The organism is Solimonas flava DSM 18980 (assembly GCF_000426685.1).
GTDB lineage: Bacteria > Pseudomonadota > Gammaproteobacteria > Nevskiales > Nevskiaceae > Solimonas > Solimonas flava.
Window position 1 is genome coordinate 292,844 of sequence record NZ_AUFV01000007.1, and the last position, 14,879, is coordinate 307,722.

At 71.9% G+C, this 14,879-nt stretch carries 12 protein-coding genes; all 12 read left to right on the forward strand.

Annotated elements, in window-relative coordinates; translation table 11 throughout:
- Nucleotides 1–136 precede the first annotated feature (136 nt).
- The 12 genes from uraH to K343_RS0108820 are packed head-to-tail and all read left to right on the forward strand — an operon-like array spanning nucleotide 137 to nucleotide 14,873.
- Nucleotides 137–487 (forward strand): hydroxyisourate hydrolase, encoded by a 351-nt coding sequence (gene uraH, locus K343_RS0108765; protein WP_028007747.1) that lies wholly within the window; start codon nucleotides 137–139, stop codon nucleotides 485–487.
- Nucleotides 487–1,956 carry a xanthine dehydrogenase small subunit gene (xdhA, locus tag K343_RS0108770; RefSeq protein ID WP_043112341.1) on the forward strand — a complete coding sequence of 490 codons (1,470 nt, stop codon included), beginning with the start codon at nucleotides 487–489 and terminating at the stop codon, nucleotides 1,954–1,956. The genes uraH and xdhA overlap by 1 nt, the downstream gene beginning before the upstream one ends.
- On the forward strand, nucleotides 1,953–4,295 hold the full coding sequence (gene xdhB, locus K343_RS0108775; protein ID WP_028007749.1) for a xanthine dehydrogenase molybdopterin binding subunit: 2,343 nt from the start codon (nucleotides 1,953–1,955) through the stop codon (nucleotides 4,293–4,295). The genes xdhA and xdhB overlap by 4 nt, the downstream gene beginning before the upstream one ends.
- Nucleotides 4,292–5,374, forward strand: coding sequence for a xanthine dehydrogenase accessory protein XdhC (xdhC, locus tag K343_RS21485; RefSeq protein WP_051278079.1), 1,083 nt, complete (start codon nucleotides 4,292–4,294; stop codon nucleotides 5,372–5,374). Before xdhB ends, xdhC begins: the two co-directional genes overlap by 4 nt.
- On the forward strand, nucleotides 5,371–6,903 hold the full coding sequence (locus tag K343_RS0108785; protein WP_028007750.1) for an ABC transporter ATP-binding protein: 1,533 nt from the start codon (nucleotides 5,371–5,373) through the stop codon (nucleotides 6,901–6,903). The genes xdhC and K343_RS0108785 overlap by 4 nt, the downstream gene beginning before the upstream one ends.
- Nucleotides 6,890–7,951 carry an ABC transporter permease gene (locus K343_RS0108790; RefSeq protein WP_028007751.1) on the forward strand — a complete coding sequence of 354 codons (1,062 nt, stop codon included), beginning with the start codon at nucleotides 6,890–6,892 and terminating at the stop codon, nucleotides 7,949–7,951. Before K343_RS0108785 ends, K343_RS0108790 begins: the two co-directional genes overlap by 14 nt.
- Complete coding sequence (locus K343_RS0108795) at nucleotides 7,948–8,874, forward strand: ABC transporter permease (RefSeq protein WP_028007752.1); 927 nt, start codon at nucleotides 7,948–7,950, stop codon at nucleotides 8,872–8,874. Before K343_RS0108790 ends, K343_RS0108795 begins: the two co-directional genes overlap by 4 nt.
- A gap of 13 nt (nucleotides 8,875–8,887) precedes the next feature.
- A complete protein-coding gene (locus tag K343_RS0108800) occupies nucleotides 8,888–10,096 on the forward strand; it encodes a urate hydroxylase PuuD (protein ID WP_028007753.1) in 1,209 nt (402 codons plus the stop codon).
- A 40-nt stretch (nucleotides 10,097–10,136) separates the two neighbouring features.
- On the forward strand, nucleotides 10,137–11,459 hold the full coding sequence (gene guaD / locus K343_RS0108805; protein ID WP_028007754.1) for a guanine deaminase: 1,323 nt from the start codon (nucleotides 10,137–10,139) through the stop codon (nucleotides 11,457–11,459).
- Entirely contained in the window at nucleotides 11,456–12,202 is a 747-nt protein-coding gene (locus tag K343_RS0108810) for a GntR family transcriptional regulator (RefSeq protein ID WP_028007755.1), read from the forward strand. Before guaD ends, K343_RS0108810 begins: the two co-directional genes overlap by 4 nt.
- Nucleotides 12,199–13,131, forward strand: coding sequence for an allantoinase PuuE (puuE, locus tag K343_RS0108815; RefSeq protein ID WP_028007756.1), 933 nt, complete (start codon nucleotides 12,199–12,201; stop codon nucleotides 13,129–13,131). The genes K343_RS0108810 and puuE overlap by 4 nt, the downstream gene beginning before the upstream one ends.
- Entirely contained in the window at nucleotides 13,128–14,873 is a 1,746-nt protein-coding gene (locus K343_RS0108820; RefSeq protein ID WP_028007757.1) for an allantoate amidohydrolase, read from the forward strand. Before puuE ends, K343_RS0108820 begins: the two co-directional genes overlap by 4 nt.
- Nucleotides 14,874–14,879 lie beyond the last annotated feature (6 nt).

Genomic DNA, 14,879 nt, shown 5'->3' on the forward strand with positions numbered 1-14,879 from the left:
CATGCAATCTCGGCCGCAAGCGCCGCCGCCATGCGCTATGGCGACATTTTCCGCCGATGGCACGCGCTTTGCTCCTACGGCGCTACGATGCTTGCAACAGCAGGCGCCGCCTGACGATTCCGGGGATGCTTCGGCAATGGGAAAACTGACCACACATGTGCTCGACACGGCCAACGGCTGCCCGGCGGCCGGCATGGCCCTGAGCCTGTATCGCTGCGGCCAGTCCTGCGAGCTCATCAAGCGATTGCATACAAACGCCGACGGACGTGTCGACGAACCGCTGCTGCAGGGCGAGGCCTTCGTCGCCGGCGTCTACGAGCTGCGCTTCGAAGCCGGCGCGTATTTCCGTGCCCGCGGCGAGACGCTGCCGGAGCCGTCGTTCGTCGATGAGGTGCGCCTGCGCTTCGGCGTCGCCGACGCCGCCCAGCACTACCACGTGCCTCTGCTGCTCTCTCCATGGAGCTATTCCACCTACCGCGGTAGCTGATGCCCACCCAGGATTCACGTTTCGCCGAGGCGACGGTCCGCTTCCTGCTCGACGGCAGGGCCGTCGAAGCGCACGCGCCGGCGCCGACCCGCACGCTGCTGCAGTTCCTGCGCGAGGACGCCGGCTGCACGGCGGTCAAGGAAGGCTGCGCCGAGGGCGACTGCGGCGCCTGTACGGTCGCGCTCGGCGAGCCCGACGGCCATGGCGGCCTGCGCTACCGCGCGATCAACAGCTGCATCCGCTTCCTGGCGACGGTCGACGGCAAGGCCGTGCTCAGTGCCGACGGCCTGGCCGATGCCGACGGCACGCTGCATCCGGTGCAGCAGGCGATGGTCGACCATCACGGCTCGCAGTGCGGCTTCTGCACGCCGGGCTTCGTGATGTCGCTGTACGCGCTGTACGCGCGCGAAACCGCGCCGGCGCGGGCGACGGTGGTCGACGCGCTCGCCGGCAACCTGTGCCGCTGCACCGGCTACCGGCCGATCATCGATGCCGGCCTGCACATGGGCGCTTACCCGGCGCCGCCGTCGCGCGACGCCGAATGGGCGGCCGCGCTCGACGGCCTGCGCCGCACGACGACGCTGGAGCTGCCGGGCTTCTGCGCGCCGCGCAGCGTCGACGAGCTGGCGGCGCGCTACGCGGCGGCGCCGCAGTCGCTGCTGCTCGCCGGCGGCACCGACGTCGGGCTCTGGGTCACCAAGCACCTGCGCGAGCTGCCGCCGCTGATCTACGTCGGCGAGGTCGCCGAACTGCGCACCATCGAGGACGGCGCCGACGGCCTGCGCATCGGCGCCGCCGTGCTGCTCGCCGAGGCCTGGCCGGCGCTGGTCGCCCGTCATCCGCCGCTCGCCGAACTGGCGCGGCGCTTCGCGTCGCCGCCGGTGTGCAACTCCGGCACGCTGGTCGGCAACGTCGCCAACGGCTCGCCGATCGGCGATTCGATGCCGGCACTGCTCGCGCTCGGCGCCAGCGTCGAGCTGCGCCACGGCGAGCGCACGCGGCGCCTGCCGCTCGACCAGTTCTATCTCGGCTACCAGAAGAAGGCGCTGCAGCCCGGCGAGTTCGTCGCCGCGCTGATCGTGCCGCCGCTGGCGGACGGCTGGCGGCTGGCCAGCTACAAGCTCGCCAAGCGCTACGACCAGGACATCTCGGCGGTCTGCGCCGCGTTCGCGCTCAAGCTCGAACACGGCCGTGTCGCCGATCTGCGCCTCGCCTACGGTGGCATGGCGGCGACGCCCAGGCGCGCCGAGAAGACCGAGGCCGCGCTGCGCGGTCGCGTGTGGGACGAGGCCGCGCTCGAGGCCGCGCTCGAGGCCGCGGTCGCCGCGCTGGCCGAGGACTTCCAGCCGCTCAGCGACATGCGCGCCAGCGGTGCCTACCGCCTGCAGACCGCCGGCAATCTGCTGCGCCGCTACGCGCTGGAGCTGCGCGGTGGCGCGGTGCTGCGCCTGTCGGAGCTGGACGCATGAGCGCGGCCGCGAAGGATGGCGAAATGAGCGGCGACGCGATCGGCCCGGCGGTCGGCGTCGCGACGCGACACGAGAGCGCGCATCTGCACGTCGCCGGCCGCGCGCCGTATGCCGACGATCTGCCGCTGCCGGGCAACGCCCTGCACGCGGCGTTCGGGCTGTCGACGCGCGCGCACGCGACGATCACCGCGCTCGATCTGTCGGCGGTGCTCGCGCAGCCCGGCGTGATCGCCGTCGCCACGCCGGCCGACGTGCCCGGCGACAACAACTACGGCGGCATCCTGCAGGACGACCCGATCTTCACCGACGCGCTCGTGCAGTACGCCGGCCAGCCGATCTTTGCGGTCGCGGCGACCAGCTACGAGGCGGCGCGCCGCGCGGTGCGCGCGGCGAAGATCGAATACGAGGATCTGCCGGCGATTCTCGATGCGCGCGACGCGATCGCCGCGCAGAGCTTCGTGATCCCGACGCGGACGATGCGCCGCGGCGCGCCGGAGACGGCGCTCGAAGCGGCGCCGCGGCGCCTACGCGGCAGCGCCGCGATCGGCGGCCAGGACCATTTCTATCTCGAAGGCCAGATCGCGATCGCGCTGCCGCAGGAAGGCGGCGCGGTGCAGATCATCAGCTCGACGCAGCATCCGACCGAGGTCCAGCACATCGTCGCGCACGCGCTCGGCGTGCAGGCGCACGACGTCGTCGTGCAGTGCCGGCGCATGGGCGGCGGCTTCGGCGGCAAGGAAAGCCAGCCGGCGCTGATCGCGGCGGCGGCGGCGATCCTCGCGCGCAAGACCGGCCGCGCCGTGAAGCTGCGCCTCGACCGCGACGTCGACATGCTGGCGACCGGCAAGCGCCACGACTTCATCGCCGACTACGACGTCGGCTTCGACGCCGACGGCCGCATTCGCGCGCTGAAGCTGATGATGGCCTCGCGCTGCGGCTACTCGGCCGATCTGTCCGGCCCGGTCAACGACCGCGCGTTGTGCCACATCGACAACGCCTACTTCCTCGAACACGTCGAGGTCGTCTCGCACCGCTGCAAGACCCACACCGTGTCGAACACCGCGTTCCGCGGCTTCGGCGGTCCGCAGGGCATGATGGTGATCGAGAAGATCATCGACGACATCGCCCGCGCGCTCGGCCGCGACCCGCTCGACGTGCGCAAGCTGAATTTCTACGGCATCGGCGAACGCGACATGACGCCGTACGGGCAGCGCGTCGAGGACAACGTGCTGCATGAAATCACCGGCCGCCTCGAAGCCGACGCCGAATACTGGCAGCGCCGCGCGGCGATCGCCGAATGGAACGCCGCCAGCCCGGTCGTCAAGCGCGGCCTGGCGCTGACGCCGGTGAAATTCGGCATCTCGTTCAACGCCACGCACTACAACCAGGCCGGCGCGCTGCTGCACGTCTACAGCGACGGCACCGTGCTGCTCAATCACGGCGGCACGGAAATGGGGCAGGGTCTCTACACCAAGGTCCAGCAGGTGGTCGCGCAGGAACTCGGCCTGCCGCTGACGGCGATCCGCGTCAGCGCCACCGACACCAGCAAGGTGCCGAACACCTCGGCGACCGCCGCGTCGAGCGGTTCGGACCTGAACGGCAAGGCCGCGCAGCACGCGGCGCGCCGCATCCGCCGCCGCCTCGCGCGGCTGGCGGCGGCGCACTGGGGCGTCGAGGCCGACGCGGTGCGCTTCGCGGCCGGCACGGTCAGCGCCGGCGCGCAGCACATGAGCTTCCAGCAGCTCGTGCAGCAGGCCTATTTCGCGCGCGTGCCGCTGTCGGCGACCGGCTTCTACCGCACGCCGAAGATCCACTGGGACCGCGAGCGCCTGCACGGCCGGCCGTTCTATTACTTCGCGTACGGCGCCGCCGTCGCCGAGGTGGCGATCGACACGCTGACCGGCGAGACGAAGCTGTTGCGCGCCGACATCCTGCACGACGCCGGCCGCTCGCTGAACCCGGCGATCGACCGCGGCCAGATCGAGGGCGGTTTCCTGCAGGGCGTCGGCTGGCTGACGTCCGAGGAGCTGTGGTGGAACGCGCGCGGCGAGCTGAAGACGCACGCGCCGTCGACCTACAAGATTCCGACCGCCTACGACTGGGCCGCGCGCACCACGGTGCGCCTGCTCGAACTGCCGAACCGCGAGGCCAGCATCCATCGCTCGAAAGCGGTCGGCGAGCCGCCGCTGATGCTCGGCATGTCGGTCTATCACGCGATCCGCGACGCGGTCGCCGCCTGCGGCACGTCCGGGCAGCCGGTCGAGCTGCCGGCGCCGGCGACGCCCGAGGCCGTGCTGCGCGCGGTCGCGCGCCTGCGCGGCGAGGCCTGGGCCGCATGAGCGCGCTCGCTCGCTCGGAGCTGTCGTCGACGCTGACGCTGCTGGCGCTCGGCGACTGGCCGCGCGCCGCCGCCGCGCTGCTGCGCCGCCAGGGCCCGTGCGTGCGCGTGGTGGTCGCCGTCGTGCGCGGTTCGGCGCCGCGCGAGCCGGGCGCCTGCATGCTGGTCGGCGCCGACGCGCTGCTCGGCACGATCGGCGGCGGTCATCTCGAATGGCAGGCGCTGCAGGCGGCGCGCGCGCTGCTCGACTCGCCGCGCGCGCCGCAGGCGCGCCTGCAGCGCTACGTGCTCGGCACCGAGCTGGGCCAGTGCTGCGGCGGCGTCGTCGAGCTGTGGCTCGAACGCTACGGCAGCGACGACATCGCCTGGCTCGACGATCTGGCGCTGGCGCTGCACGAACAGCCGGCGCTCGAACTGCGCAGCCGCCTGCAGCGCGGCGCCGTGCAGCGCGACTGGCAGGGCGTCGCCGCCAACGACGCCGGCGCCGCGACGCTGACGCGCCTCGCCGACGGCGTCGAGCTGCGCGAACGGCTCGCCAGCGGCGCGCCGCTGTGGCTGTACGGCGCCGGCCATGTCGGTCAGGCGCTGGCGCGCATCGTCGCCGAGCTGCCGCTGCGCCTGACCTGGATCGACGCGCGCGCCGAACTGTTCCCGCCGATGCTGCCCGGCAGCACCCGCGTGCTGGCGCCGCGCGATCCGGTCGAGACCGTCGCGCAGGCGCCGGCCGGCACCCGTTTCCTGGTGATGACGCACGATCACGAACTCGATTACCAGCTGTGCCGCGCGCTGCTGGCGCGCGATGACTTCGCCTTCGCCGGCCTGATCGGCTCGAAGAGCAAGGCGGCGCGCTTCCGCTCGCGGCTCGCGCGCGACGGCGTCGACGCCGCGCGCATCGCGCGCCTGACCTGTCCGGTCGGCCTCGGCGCGTCGCGCAGCAAGTGGCCGGCGGCGATCGCCGTCAGCATCGCCGCGCAGCTGCTCGACACGCTGCCGGAGCCGCCGCCGCGCAAGGCGGCGCCCGAGGACTGCGCCGGCGACGCGGCTCGCGACTGCGCCGGCTGCCGGAAGCCCGCGCCATGAGCACGCCCCGCCTCGCGCTGCACGGCATCAGCAAGCGTTACCCCGGCGTCGTCGCCAACGACGGCGTCAGCCTCGTCGTGCAGCCCGGCGAGATTCACGCGCTGCTCGGCGAGAACGGCGCCGGCAAGAGCACGCTGATGAAGATCGTCTACGGCGTGACGCGCCCGGACGAAGGCCGCATCGAGTGGGAAGGCCGCGAGCAGCGCATCGACAGTCCGGCGCGCGCCCGCGCGCTCGGCATCGGCATGGTGTTCCAGCACTTCTCGCTGTTCGAGACGCTGAGCGTCGCCGAGAACATCGCGCTGGCGATGGACGGGGCGGACTCGCCGGCGGCGCTGGCGCCGCGCATCCGCGAGGTGTCCGAGCGCTACGGCCTGCCGGTCGATCCGGACCGCCTCGTGCACAGCATGTCGGTCGGCGAGCGCCAGCGCGTCGAGATCGTGCGCTGCCTGCTGCAGGCGCCGCGCCTGCTGATCATGGACGAGCCGACTTCGGTGCTGACGCCGCAGGCGGTGCAGCAGCTGTTCGTGACCCTGCGCCGGCTCGCGGCGGAAGGCATCAGCATCCTCTACATCAGCCACAAGCTCGACGAGATCCGCGCGCTCTGCGACGTCGCCACGGTCTTGCGCGGCGGCCGCGTCGGCGGCCGCGCGCTGCCGCGCGAGGAGAGCAACGACAGCCTCGCGCAGATGATGATCGGCCGCGAGCTGGCGCCGTGCCGGCTGACGCCGCGCGAGGCGGGGCCGGTCGAACTCGAACTGACGCAACTCTCGCTGCCGAGCGCCGATCCGTTCGGCACCGCGCTGCAGGGCATCGACCTGCGCGTGCGCGGCGGCCAGATCGTCGGCATCGCCGGCGTCTCCGGCAACGGCCAGCAGGAACTGCTCGCGGCGCTGTCCGGCGAGAGCCGCGTCGCCGAGCGCGGCATGGTGCGCCTCGGCGGCCAGCCGGTCGGCGATCTCGATCCGGCCCAGCGCCGCCGCCGCGGTTTCGGCTTCGTGCCGGAAGAACGCCTTGGCCGCGGCGCGGTGCCGTCGCTGTCGCTGGCGCTGAACGCGCTGCTGACCGGCGCCGGCAAGGGTCTGGTGCGGCGCGGTCTGGTGCGGCCGGCGGCGGCGCGCGCGTTCGCGCGCACGATCATCGAGCGCTTCGGCGTCAAATGCCGCGACGAGCGTTCGGTCGCCGACAGCCTGTCCGGCGGCAATCTGCAGAAGTTCATCGTCGGCCGCGAGATCCTGCTCGCGCCCACGGTGCTGGTCGTCGCGCAGCCGACCTGGGGCGTCGACGTCGGCGCCGCGCAGCTGATCCGCCAGGCGCTGATCGACCTGCGCGACCAGGGCGCCGCGGTGCTGGTGATTTCCGAAGAACTCGACGAGCTGTTCGAAGTCAGCGACCGGCTCGGCGTGCTCGCCGGCGGGCGCCTGTCGCCGCTGTGCGATCCGGCCACGACCAGCGTCGCCGAGATCGGCCGCTGGATGGCCGGCGATTTCGGCACGGCCCACACGGAGGCGTCCCATGCTGCGGCTTGAGCGGCGCGCGCAGCCTTCACGCGCGATGCGCGTGCTGGCGCCGCTGATCGCGGCGCTGCTGATGTTCGTGACCGGCTTCGTGATCTTCACCGTGCTCGGCAAGGCGCCGCTGGCGGCGTTCGAGGTCTTCTTCGTCAAACCGCTGAGTTCGATGTACGGGCTCGGCGAGCTGCTGGTGAAGACCGCGCCGCTGCTGCTGTGCGCGCTCGGTCTGGCGATCGGCTTTCGCGCCAACGTCTGGAACATCGGCGCCGAGGGCCAGCTGGTGGTCGGCGCGCTCGCCGGCAGCGGCGTGGCGCTGGCCTGGGGCGAAACCGAATCGCACTGGGTGCTGCCGGCGATGCTGCTCGCCGGCGCGCTCGGCGGCATGGCCTGGGCGGCGATCCCGGCCTTCCTGCGCACGCGTTTTCGCACCAGCGAGATTCTCACCAGCCTGATGCTGGTCTACGTCGCGCAGCTGCTGCTGAGCTACTTCGTGCACGGACCGTGGCGCGATCCGGAAGGCTTCAACTTTCCGCAGTCGCGCATGTTCAACGACTGGGAGCTGCTGCCGCTGCTGGTCGAGGGCACGCGCGTCAATCTCGGCATCGTCTTCGCGCTCGCGGTCGCGGCGCTGTCGTGGTTCTTCACCGAGAAGACCTACGCCGGCTACCGTCTGCAGGTCGCCGGTCTGGCGCCGGCCGCCGCCGGTTACGCCGGCTTCAGCGAGAAGCGCAACGTCTGGCTGGCGCTGCTGATCGGCGGCGCCTGCGCCGGGCTCGCCGGCATCGGCGAGGTCGCCGGGCCGATCGGCCAGCTGCAGCCTTCGGTGTCGCCGGGCTACGGCTTCGCCGCGATCATCGTCGCCTTCGTCGGCCGCCTGCATGCGCTCGGCATCGTGCTCGCGTCGCTGCTGATGTCGCTGCTCTATCTGGGCGGCGAGCAGGCGCAGATCGATCTGGCGCTGCCGTCGGCGATCACCGGCCTGTTCCAGGGCCTGCTGCTGTTCTACCTGCTGGCGATGGACGCCTTCGTCACCTGGCGCATCCGCCGCGTGAGGCGCGCATGAGCCCCGAACTTCTCATTGCGATGCTGGCGAGCACGGCCGCGGCGGCGACGCCGCTGGTGTTCGCGGCGATGGGCGAACTGGTCACCGAGCGCGCCGGCGTCCTCAACCTCGGCGTCGAGGGCATGATGCTGGTCGGCGCGATCGCCGGCTTCGCGGTCGGCCTGCACAGCGGCAGCCTGCTGCTCGGCTATCTCGCCGCGGCCGGCGCCGGCATGGCGATGGCGCTGATCTTCGCGGTGCTGACGCTGCAGCTGCAGACCAATCAGGTCGCCACCGGTCTGGCGCTGACGCTGTTCGGCGTCGGCCTGTCGGCCTTCATCGGCAAGGCCTACACCGGCCAGCCGATCGCCGCGGTGCCGCATCTGTCGCTGCCGCTGCTCAGCGATCTGCCGCTGCTCGGGCCGCTGCTGTTCCGTTTCGACGTGCTGGTCTACGCCTCGTTCGCGCTGTTCTTCGCCGTGCAGTGGTTCCTGACGCGCACGCGCGGCGGCCTGCTGCTGCGCGCGGTCGGCGAATCGCCGGCGGTCGCGCACGCGATCGGCCACCCGGTGCAGCGCGTGCGCTACGCGGCGGTGCTGTTCGGCGGCGCCTGCAGCGGCATCGCCGGCGCGTATCTGTCGACGGCGCTGACGCCGATGTGGGTCGAAGGCCTGTCGGCCGGACGCGGCTGGATCGCGCTGGCGCTGGTCGTGTTCGCAACCTGGAAGCCGCTGCGCGTGCTGGCCGGCGCCTATCTGTTCGGCGGCGTCACCGTGCTGCAGCTGTACGCGCAGGGCTTCGGCCTGCACATCCCGTCGGAGTTCCTGTCGATGCTGCCGTACCTCGCGACCATCGTCGTGCTGGTGCTGATCTGCCGCGACGGCCGCACGATCCTTCTCAACCAGCCGGCCTCGCTCGGCAAGAGCTTCCACCCGGACGCTTAAGTCACAGATACCCATGGAAGCCTATCTGCTCGAATGGCTGAACCTGCTCGGACGCTGGGCGCACGTCATCGTCGGCATCGCCTGGATCGGCGCGTCGTTCTACTTCGTCTGGCTCGACAACCATCTGCTGACGCCGGCCGATCCGGCCGCGGCGCGGCGCGGCGTCGCCGGCGAGCTGTGGGCGGTGCACGGCGGCGGCTTCTACCACTCGCAGAAATATCGCGTCGCGCCGCCGCAGCTGCCGGCGCAGCTGCACTGGTTCTACTGGGAGGCGTACAGCACCTGGCTGACCGGCTTCTTCCTGCTCTGCGTGCTGTACTACGGCGCGCCGACGCTGTACCTGATCGACCCCGCGGTGCTCGCATTGGCGCCGTGGCAGGCGGTCGCGATCGGCCTCGCCACGCTGGCCGGCGGCTGGCTGGTCTACGACGGCCTGTGCCGTTCGCCGCTGGGCCGCCACGAGCGCGCGCTGGCCGCGGTGCTCGCCGTGCTGCTCGGGCTCGCCGCCTGGGGCCTGTGCGCGGTGTTCAGCGGCCGCGGCGCGTACATCCACTTCGGCGCGCTGCTCGGCACGATGATGGTCGCCAACGTCTTCTTCGTGATCATTCCCGGCCAGCGCCGCTCGGTCGCGGCGATGCGCGAGGGCCGCGAGCCCGATCCGCGCGACGGCGCGCGCGGCAAGCAGCGCTCGGTGCACAACACCTATTTCACGCTGCCGGTGCTGTTCACGATGATCAGCAATCATTACGCCTCGACCTACGGCTCCGAGCACAAGGTGCTGGCGCTGATCGGCCTGGCGCTGGCCGGCGCCGCGATCCGCGCCTGGTTCGTGATGCGCCACAAGGCGCACGAGCGCGGCGGCCGCACGCCGCTGTGGCCGGCGCTGCTGGGCCTGGCGGCGATCGCCGCGGTGATCGTGCTGCTGCGCCCGGTGCCGGCCGCCGCCACCGCCGGCGCGGCCGCGGCGCCGCCGTTCGCGCAGGTCGAGGCGATCGTCGTGCAGCGCTGCGCCGGCTGCCACGCCGAGCATCCGAGCTTCGCCGGTTTCGTCGCGCCGCCCAAGGGCGTGATGCTGGAAACGCCCGAGCATCTGCAGCAGCACCTGACGACGATGCGCCAGCAGCTGCTGGCCAGGACCATGCCGCTCGGCAATCTGACGCAGATGACGGACGCCGAACGGCAGACCGTGCTCGACTGGATCGACCGCGGAGCGCCGCAATGACGGCGCGCATGGAACGTCGCGGCGGCGCGGAGGGTGGGGCATGAGCCTGCAGGCCCACCGCGGCGCGCTGCTGCATTTCTCCGGTGACCCCGGCGATCACGACGACGCCGGCCGCTACCACTACCACGAGGACGGCCTGCTGCTGGTCGAGGACGGCCGCATCGCCGCCGCCGGGCCCGCCGCCGAACTGCTGCCGGCGCTGCCGGACGGCACGACGATCGTCGATCACGGCACCGATCTGCTGCTGCCCGGCCTGATCGACACGCACATCCACTTTCCGCAGACCGAAGTGATCGGCTCGGCCGGCCGCGATCTGCTCGACTGGCTGGAGCACTACATCTTCGCCGTCGAGGCGCGTTTCGGCGATTACGCCTACGCCAGCGAGGTCGCCGAGGTCTTCCTCGACGAACTGCTGCGCAACGGCACGACCACGGCGCTGGTGTTCTGCACCGTGCACAAGGCCTCGGCCGAAGCGTTCTTCGCCGCCGCCGAGCGCCGCGGCCTGCGCATGATCGCCGGCAAGGTGCTGATGGACCGCAATTGCCCGGACAACCTGCGCGACACCGCCGGCGACGGCGAGCGCGAGACGCGCGAGCTGATCGAGACTTGGCACGGCCGCGGCCGCCTCGCGGTGGCGATCACGCCGCGCTTCGCGCCGACCTCGACGCCGGCGCAGCTGGCCGCCGCCGGACGCCTGGCGCGCGACTATCCCGACACCTATATCCACAGCCATCTGGCCGAGAACCTCGGCGAGATCGCCTGGGTCCGCGAGCTGTTCCCGGAGCGGCGCAGCTACCTCGACGTCTACGACCACTACGGCCTGCTGCGCGAGCGCGCGATCTACGCGCACTGCATCCATCTCGACAGCGTCGACCGCCGGCGCATGGCCGACTGCGGCGCCTGCGCCGCACATGCGCCGACCTCGAACCTGTATCTCGGCAGCGGCCTGTTCGACTTCGCCGCCAGCGACGAGGCCGGCCTGCGCTTCGGCGTCGCCACCGACGTCGGCGGCGGCACCAGCTTCTCAATGCTGCGCACGCTCGGCGAGGCGTACAAGGTCGCGCAGCTGCGCGGCCAGCGCCTGACGCCGCTGCGCGCGTTCTATCTCGCGACGCTCGGCAACGCGCGCGTGCTGCAGCTGCAGAACCGCATCGGCTCGTTCGCGGCCGGCTGCGAGGCGGATTTCATCGCCATCGACTGGCAGGCGACGCCGCTGCTCGCGCGGCGCATCGCCGGCTGCCGGACCTTGAGCGAAAAACTGCTCGTGCTGATGACGCTCGGCGACGAGCGCGCGGTGCGGCGTACCTATATCGGCGGCACGGAAGCCGCCGCCAGAGCCGGACAGGACGGGGGAGTGGCATGAGCAAGACAACGACAAGCGGACGCAAGCCCGCCAGGCGCGTGGCAGTGGCCGCGCCGGTGGCCGCAGTGCCGGGCGCCAGCGCCATCGACGTGGCCTACGAGCGCATCTACGCGGCGATCATCGACCACAGCCTGCCGCCGGGCGCGCGCCTGGTCGAGAATCGTCTGTGCGAGATCTTCGGCCTCGGCCGCACGCGCGTGCGGCAGGTGCTGCAGAAGCTCGCCAGCGAACGGCTGGTGACGCTGCTGCCGAACCGCGGCGCGATCGTGACCCTGCCGACCGTGCAGGAAGCGCTCGACATCTTCGAGGCGCGACGCCTGATCGAACCGGCGATCGTCGCGCGCTTCGTCGAGAAGGCCTCGCGCGCCGACCTGCAGCGCATCCGCGATCACCTGCAGAAGGAAAAGGCCGCCGCCAAGCGCAACGACCGGCGCATGGCGATCCGCCTGTCCGGCGAGTTCCACCTGATCATCGCCGAGTGCGCCGGCAACGCGACGCTGCTCGAACTGCTGCGCGAGCTGGTCTCGCGCTCATCGCTGATCATCGCCGTCTACCAGGAAGCGGCCACCACCTGCTGTCCGCCGGACGAGCATCAGGAACTGGTCAGCGCGCTCGAGAAGCGCAGCCCGGACGCCGCCCAGCACATGCTGCATCACCTCGACCACGTGCTCGCCGATCTGCGCCTGCAGGAGCCGGCGGCGCCGGGCGTCGATCTGCTCGCCGTGCTCGGGGAGCCGGCATGAGCGCCTATCCGCGCGATCTGATCGGCTACGGCCGGCGGCCGCCGCATCCGCGCTGGCCGGGCGGGGCGCGCATCGCGCTGCAGTTCGTGCTCAACGTCGAGGAGGGCGCCGAGAACTGCGTGCTGCACGGCGACGCGGCGTCGGAAACCTTCCTGTCGGAAATGTTCAATCCGCCGGCGTTCCCGATGCGCCACCTGAGCATGGAATCGCTGTACGAGTACGGTTCGCGCGCCGGCTTCTGGCGTGTGGTGCGCGCCTTCGAAGCGCGCGGCCTGCCGCTGACGCTGTTCGCGGTCGCCAAGGCGCTGGCGCGCACGCCGGACGTGGTCGCCGTCGCCAAGGAACTGGATTTCGAGATCGCCTGCCACGGCCTGCGCTGGATCAGCTACCAGACGATGGACGAGGCGAGCGAGCGCGCGCACCTGCACGAGGCGGTCGCGCTGATGCAGGAGCTGACCGGCGAGATGCCGCTCGGCTGGTATACCGGCCGCGACAGCCCGAACACGCGGCGTCTGGTCGTCGAGCACGGCGGCTTCGTCTACGACGCCGACTCCTACGCCGACGACCTGCCGTACTGGACCCGGGTCGAGACCGCGCGCGGCAGCGTGCCGCATCTGGTCGTGCCGTACACGCTCGACAGCAACGACATGCGCTTCGCCTCGGCACAGGGCTTCGCGACCGGCGCCGAATTCTTCGACTACCTCAAGGACGCCTTCGACACGCTCTACGCGGAAGGCGATCCGGACGGCCTCGACGCGCCGAAGATGCTGTCGATCGGCCTGCACAGCCGTCTGGTCGGCCGGCCGGCGCGCATCGCCGCGCTGCAGCGCTTCCTCGACTACGTGCAGGCGCACGACAAGGTCTGGATCTGCCGGCGCATCGACATCGCCCGCCACTGGCAACAGCATTTCCCGGCGCCCGCCGCATGATCGATCTCGACGTTCTCAACCGCTGTCCGCTGCCGGCGTTCGTCGCGGCGCTCGACGGCATCTTCGAACACTCGCCGTGGATCGCCGAACAAACCGCCGCGCGGCGTCCGTTCGCGACGCGCTTCGCGCTGCTCGACGCGCTGTGCGCAACGATGTTCGAGGCGCCGCGCGAGGCGCAGCTGGCGCTGGTAGGCGCGCACCCCGAGCTGGCCGGCAGCGCGGCGATGCGCGGTGAGCTGACCGCGGCCTCGACCTCCGAGCAGGCCGGCGCCGGGCTGACGCGGGCGCCGGCCGACGCGCTCGGCGAACTGCAGACGCTCAACGCCGCCTACCGCGAGAAGTTCGGTTTTCCGTTCGTGATTTCGGTCAAGGGCCGGCAGCGCGCCGACATCGTCGCCGAGCTGCGCCGCCGCCTCGCGCACGAAGCCGAGGCCGAGCTGCGCACGGCGCTGGTCGAGATTGCGCGTATCGCCGATTTCCGGCTCGCCGAGCGCTTCGCCGTCGACGACCTGGCGGCGGCCGGGCGCGAGATTCTGGCGATGGCCGAGGCGCTGGCGCGCTACAGCGAGCGCGACGACGCGCTGTGCTGCACCTATTTGTCCGCTGCGCATCAGGCCACGGCGCGCAAGCTGCGCGACTGGATGTTGCAGGCCGGCCTCGATGCGCAGATCGACGACGTCGGCAACGTCGTTGGCCGCTGGGCCAGCACGACGCCGGGCGCGAAGACGCTGATCAGCGGCTCGCACTACGACACCGTCACCGATGCCGGCCGCTACGACGGCCGGCTCGGCATCCTGCTGCCGATCGTCGTCGCCGGCCTGCTGCGTCGCCGCGGCGTCGCGCTGCCGTTCGATCTGGAGATCATCGGCTTCGCCGAAGAGGAGGGCGTGCGCTTCAAGTCGACGTTCCTCGGCAGCAGCGCGGTCGCCGGCCGCTTCGATCCGGCGCTGCTGCAGCGCACCGACGCCGCCGGCGTCACGCTCGCCGAGGCGCTGCGCGGCGCCGGTCACGATCCGGCGCGGATCGCGGCGCTGGCCCGCGATCCGGCGCAGCTGCTCGGCTACGTCGAGGTGCATATCGAGCAGGGCCCGGTGCTGCTCGACGAGAACCTCGCGCTCGGCGTCGTCACCGCGATCGCCGGCAGCCGCCGCTTCCGCGTCGCGATCCGCGGCCGCGCCGGACATGCCGGCACGGTGCCGATGTATCTGCGCCAGGACGCCGCCGCCGGCGCCGCCGAGATCGTGCTCGCCGTCGAGCGCCTGTGCAGCGGCACGCCGGGCCTGGTCGGCACCGTCGGCCGTCTCGAAGTGCCGGACGGCGCCGTCAACGTCGTGCCGGGCCGCTGCGAACTGAGCATCGACATTCGCGCGCCGAGCGACGCGACGCGCGACGCCGCGGTCGACGCGGTGCTGGCCGAGATCGCCGCGGTCGCGGCGCGGCGCAAGCTGCGCATCGAGCCCGAGGAGATCGTGCACGCCGACGCCACGCCCTGCGCGCCGGCGCTGCAGCGACGCCTCGACGCGGCGATCCGCGCCGTCACCGGCGCCGCGCAAAGCCGCCATCTGCCGAGCGGCGCCGGCCACGACGCGATGATGATGGCGACCCTGACCGGGATCGGCATGCTGTTCGTGCGCTGCGGCGCCGGCGGCGTCAGCCACAACCCCGAAGAAAGCCTCAGCGCCGACGACGCCGCGCTTGCCGCGGCGGCGTTCGCGCACTTCCTGCAGGACGACACGCCCTGAATCCCG

Coding starts and splice junctions, on each gene's coding strand:
- uraH (WP_028007747.1), top strand. CDS start 137: ATGGGAAAACTGACCACACATGTGCTCGACACGGCCAACGGCTGCCCG.
- xdhA (WP_043112341.1), top strand. CDS start 487: ATGCCCACCCAGGATTCACGTTTCGCCGAGGCGACGGTCCGCTTCCTG.
- xdhB (WP_028007749.1), top strand. CDS start 1,953: ATGAGCGCGGCCGCGAAGGATGGCGAAATGAGCGGCGACGCGATCGGC.
- xdhC (WP_051278079.1), top strand. CDS start 4,292: ATGAGCGCGCTCGCTCGCTCGGAGCTGTCGTCGACGCTGACGCTGCTG.
- K343_RS0108785 (WP_028007750.1), top strand. CDS start 5,371: ATGAGCACGCCCCGCCTCGCGCTGCACGGCATCAGCAAGCGTTACCCC.
- K343_RS0108790 (WP_028007751.1), top strand. CDS start 6,890: ATGCTGCGGCTTGAGCGGCGCGCGCAGCCTTCACGCGCGATGCGCGTG.
- K343_RS0108795 (WP_028007752.1), top strand. CDS start 7,948: ATGAGCCCCGAACTTCTCATTGCGATGCTGGCGAGCACGGCCGCGGCG.
- K343_RS0108800 (WP_028007753.1), top strand. CDS start 8,888: ATGGAAGCCTATCTGCTCGAATGGCTGAACCTGCTCGGACGCTGGGCG.
- guaD (WP_028007754.1), top strand. CDS start 10,137: ATGAGCCTGCAGGCCCACCGCGGCGCGCTGCTGCATTTCTCCGGTGAC.
- K343_RS0108810 (WP_028007755.1), top strand. CDS start 11,456: ATGAGCAAGACAACGACAAGCGGACGCAAGCCCGCCAGGCGCGTGGCA.
- puuE (WP_028007756.1), top strand. CDS start 12,199: ATGAGCGCCTATCCGCGCGATCTGATCGGCTACGGCCGGCGGCCGCCG.
- K343_RS0108820 (WP_028007757.1), top strand. CDS start 13,128: ATGATCGATCTCGACGTTCTCAACCGCTGTCCGCTGCCGGCGTTCGTC.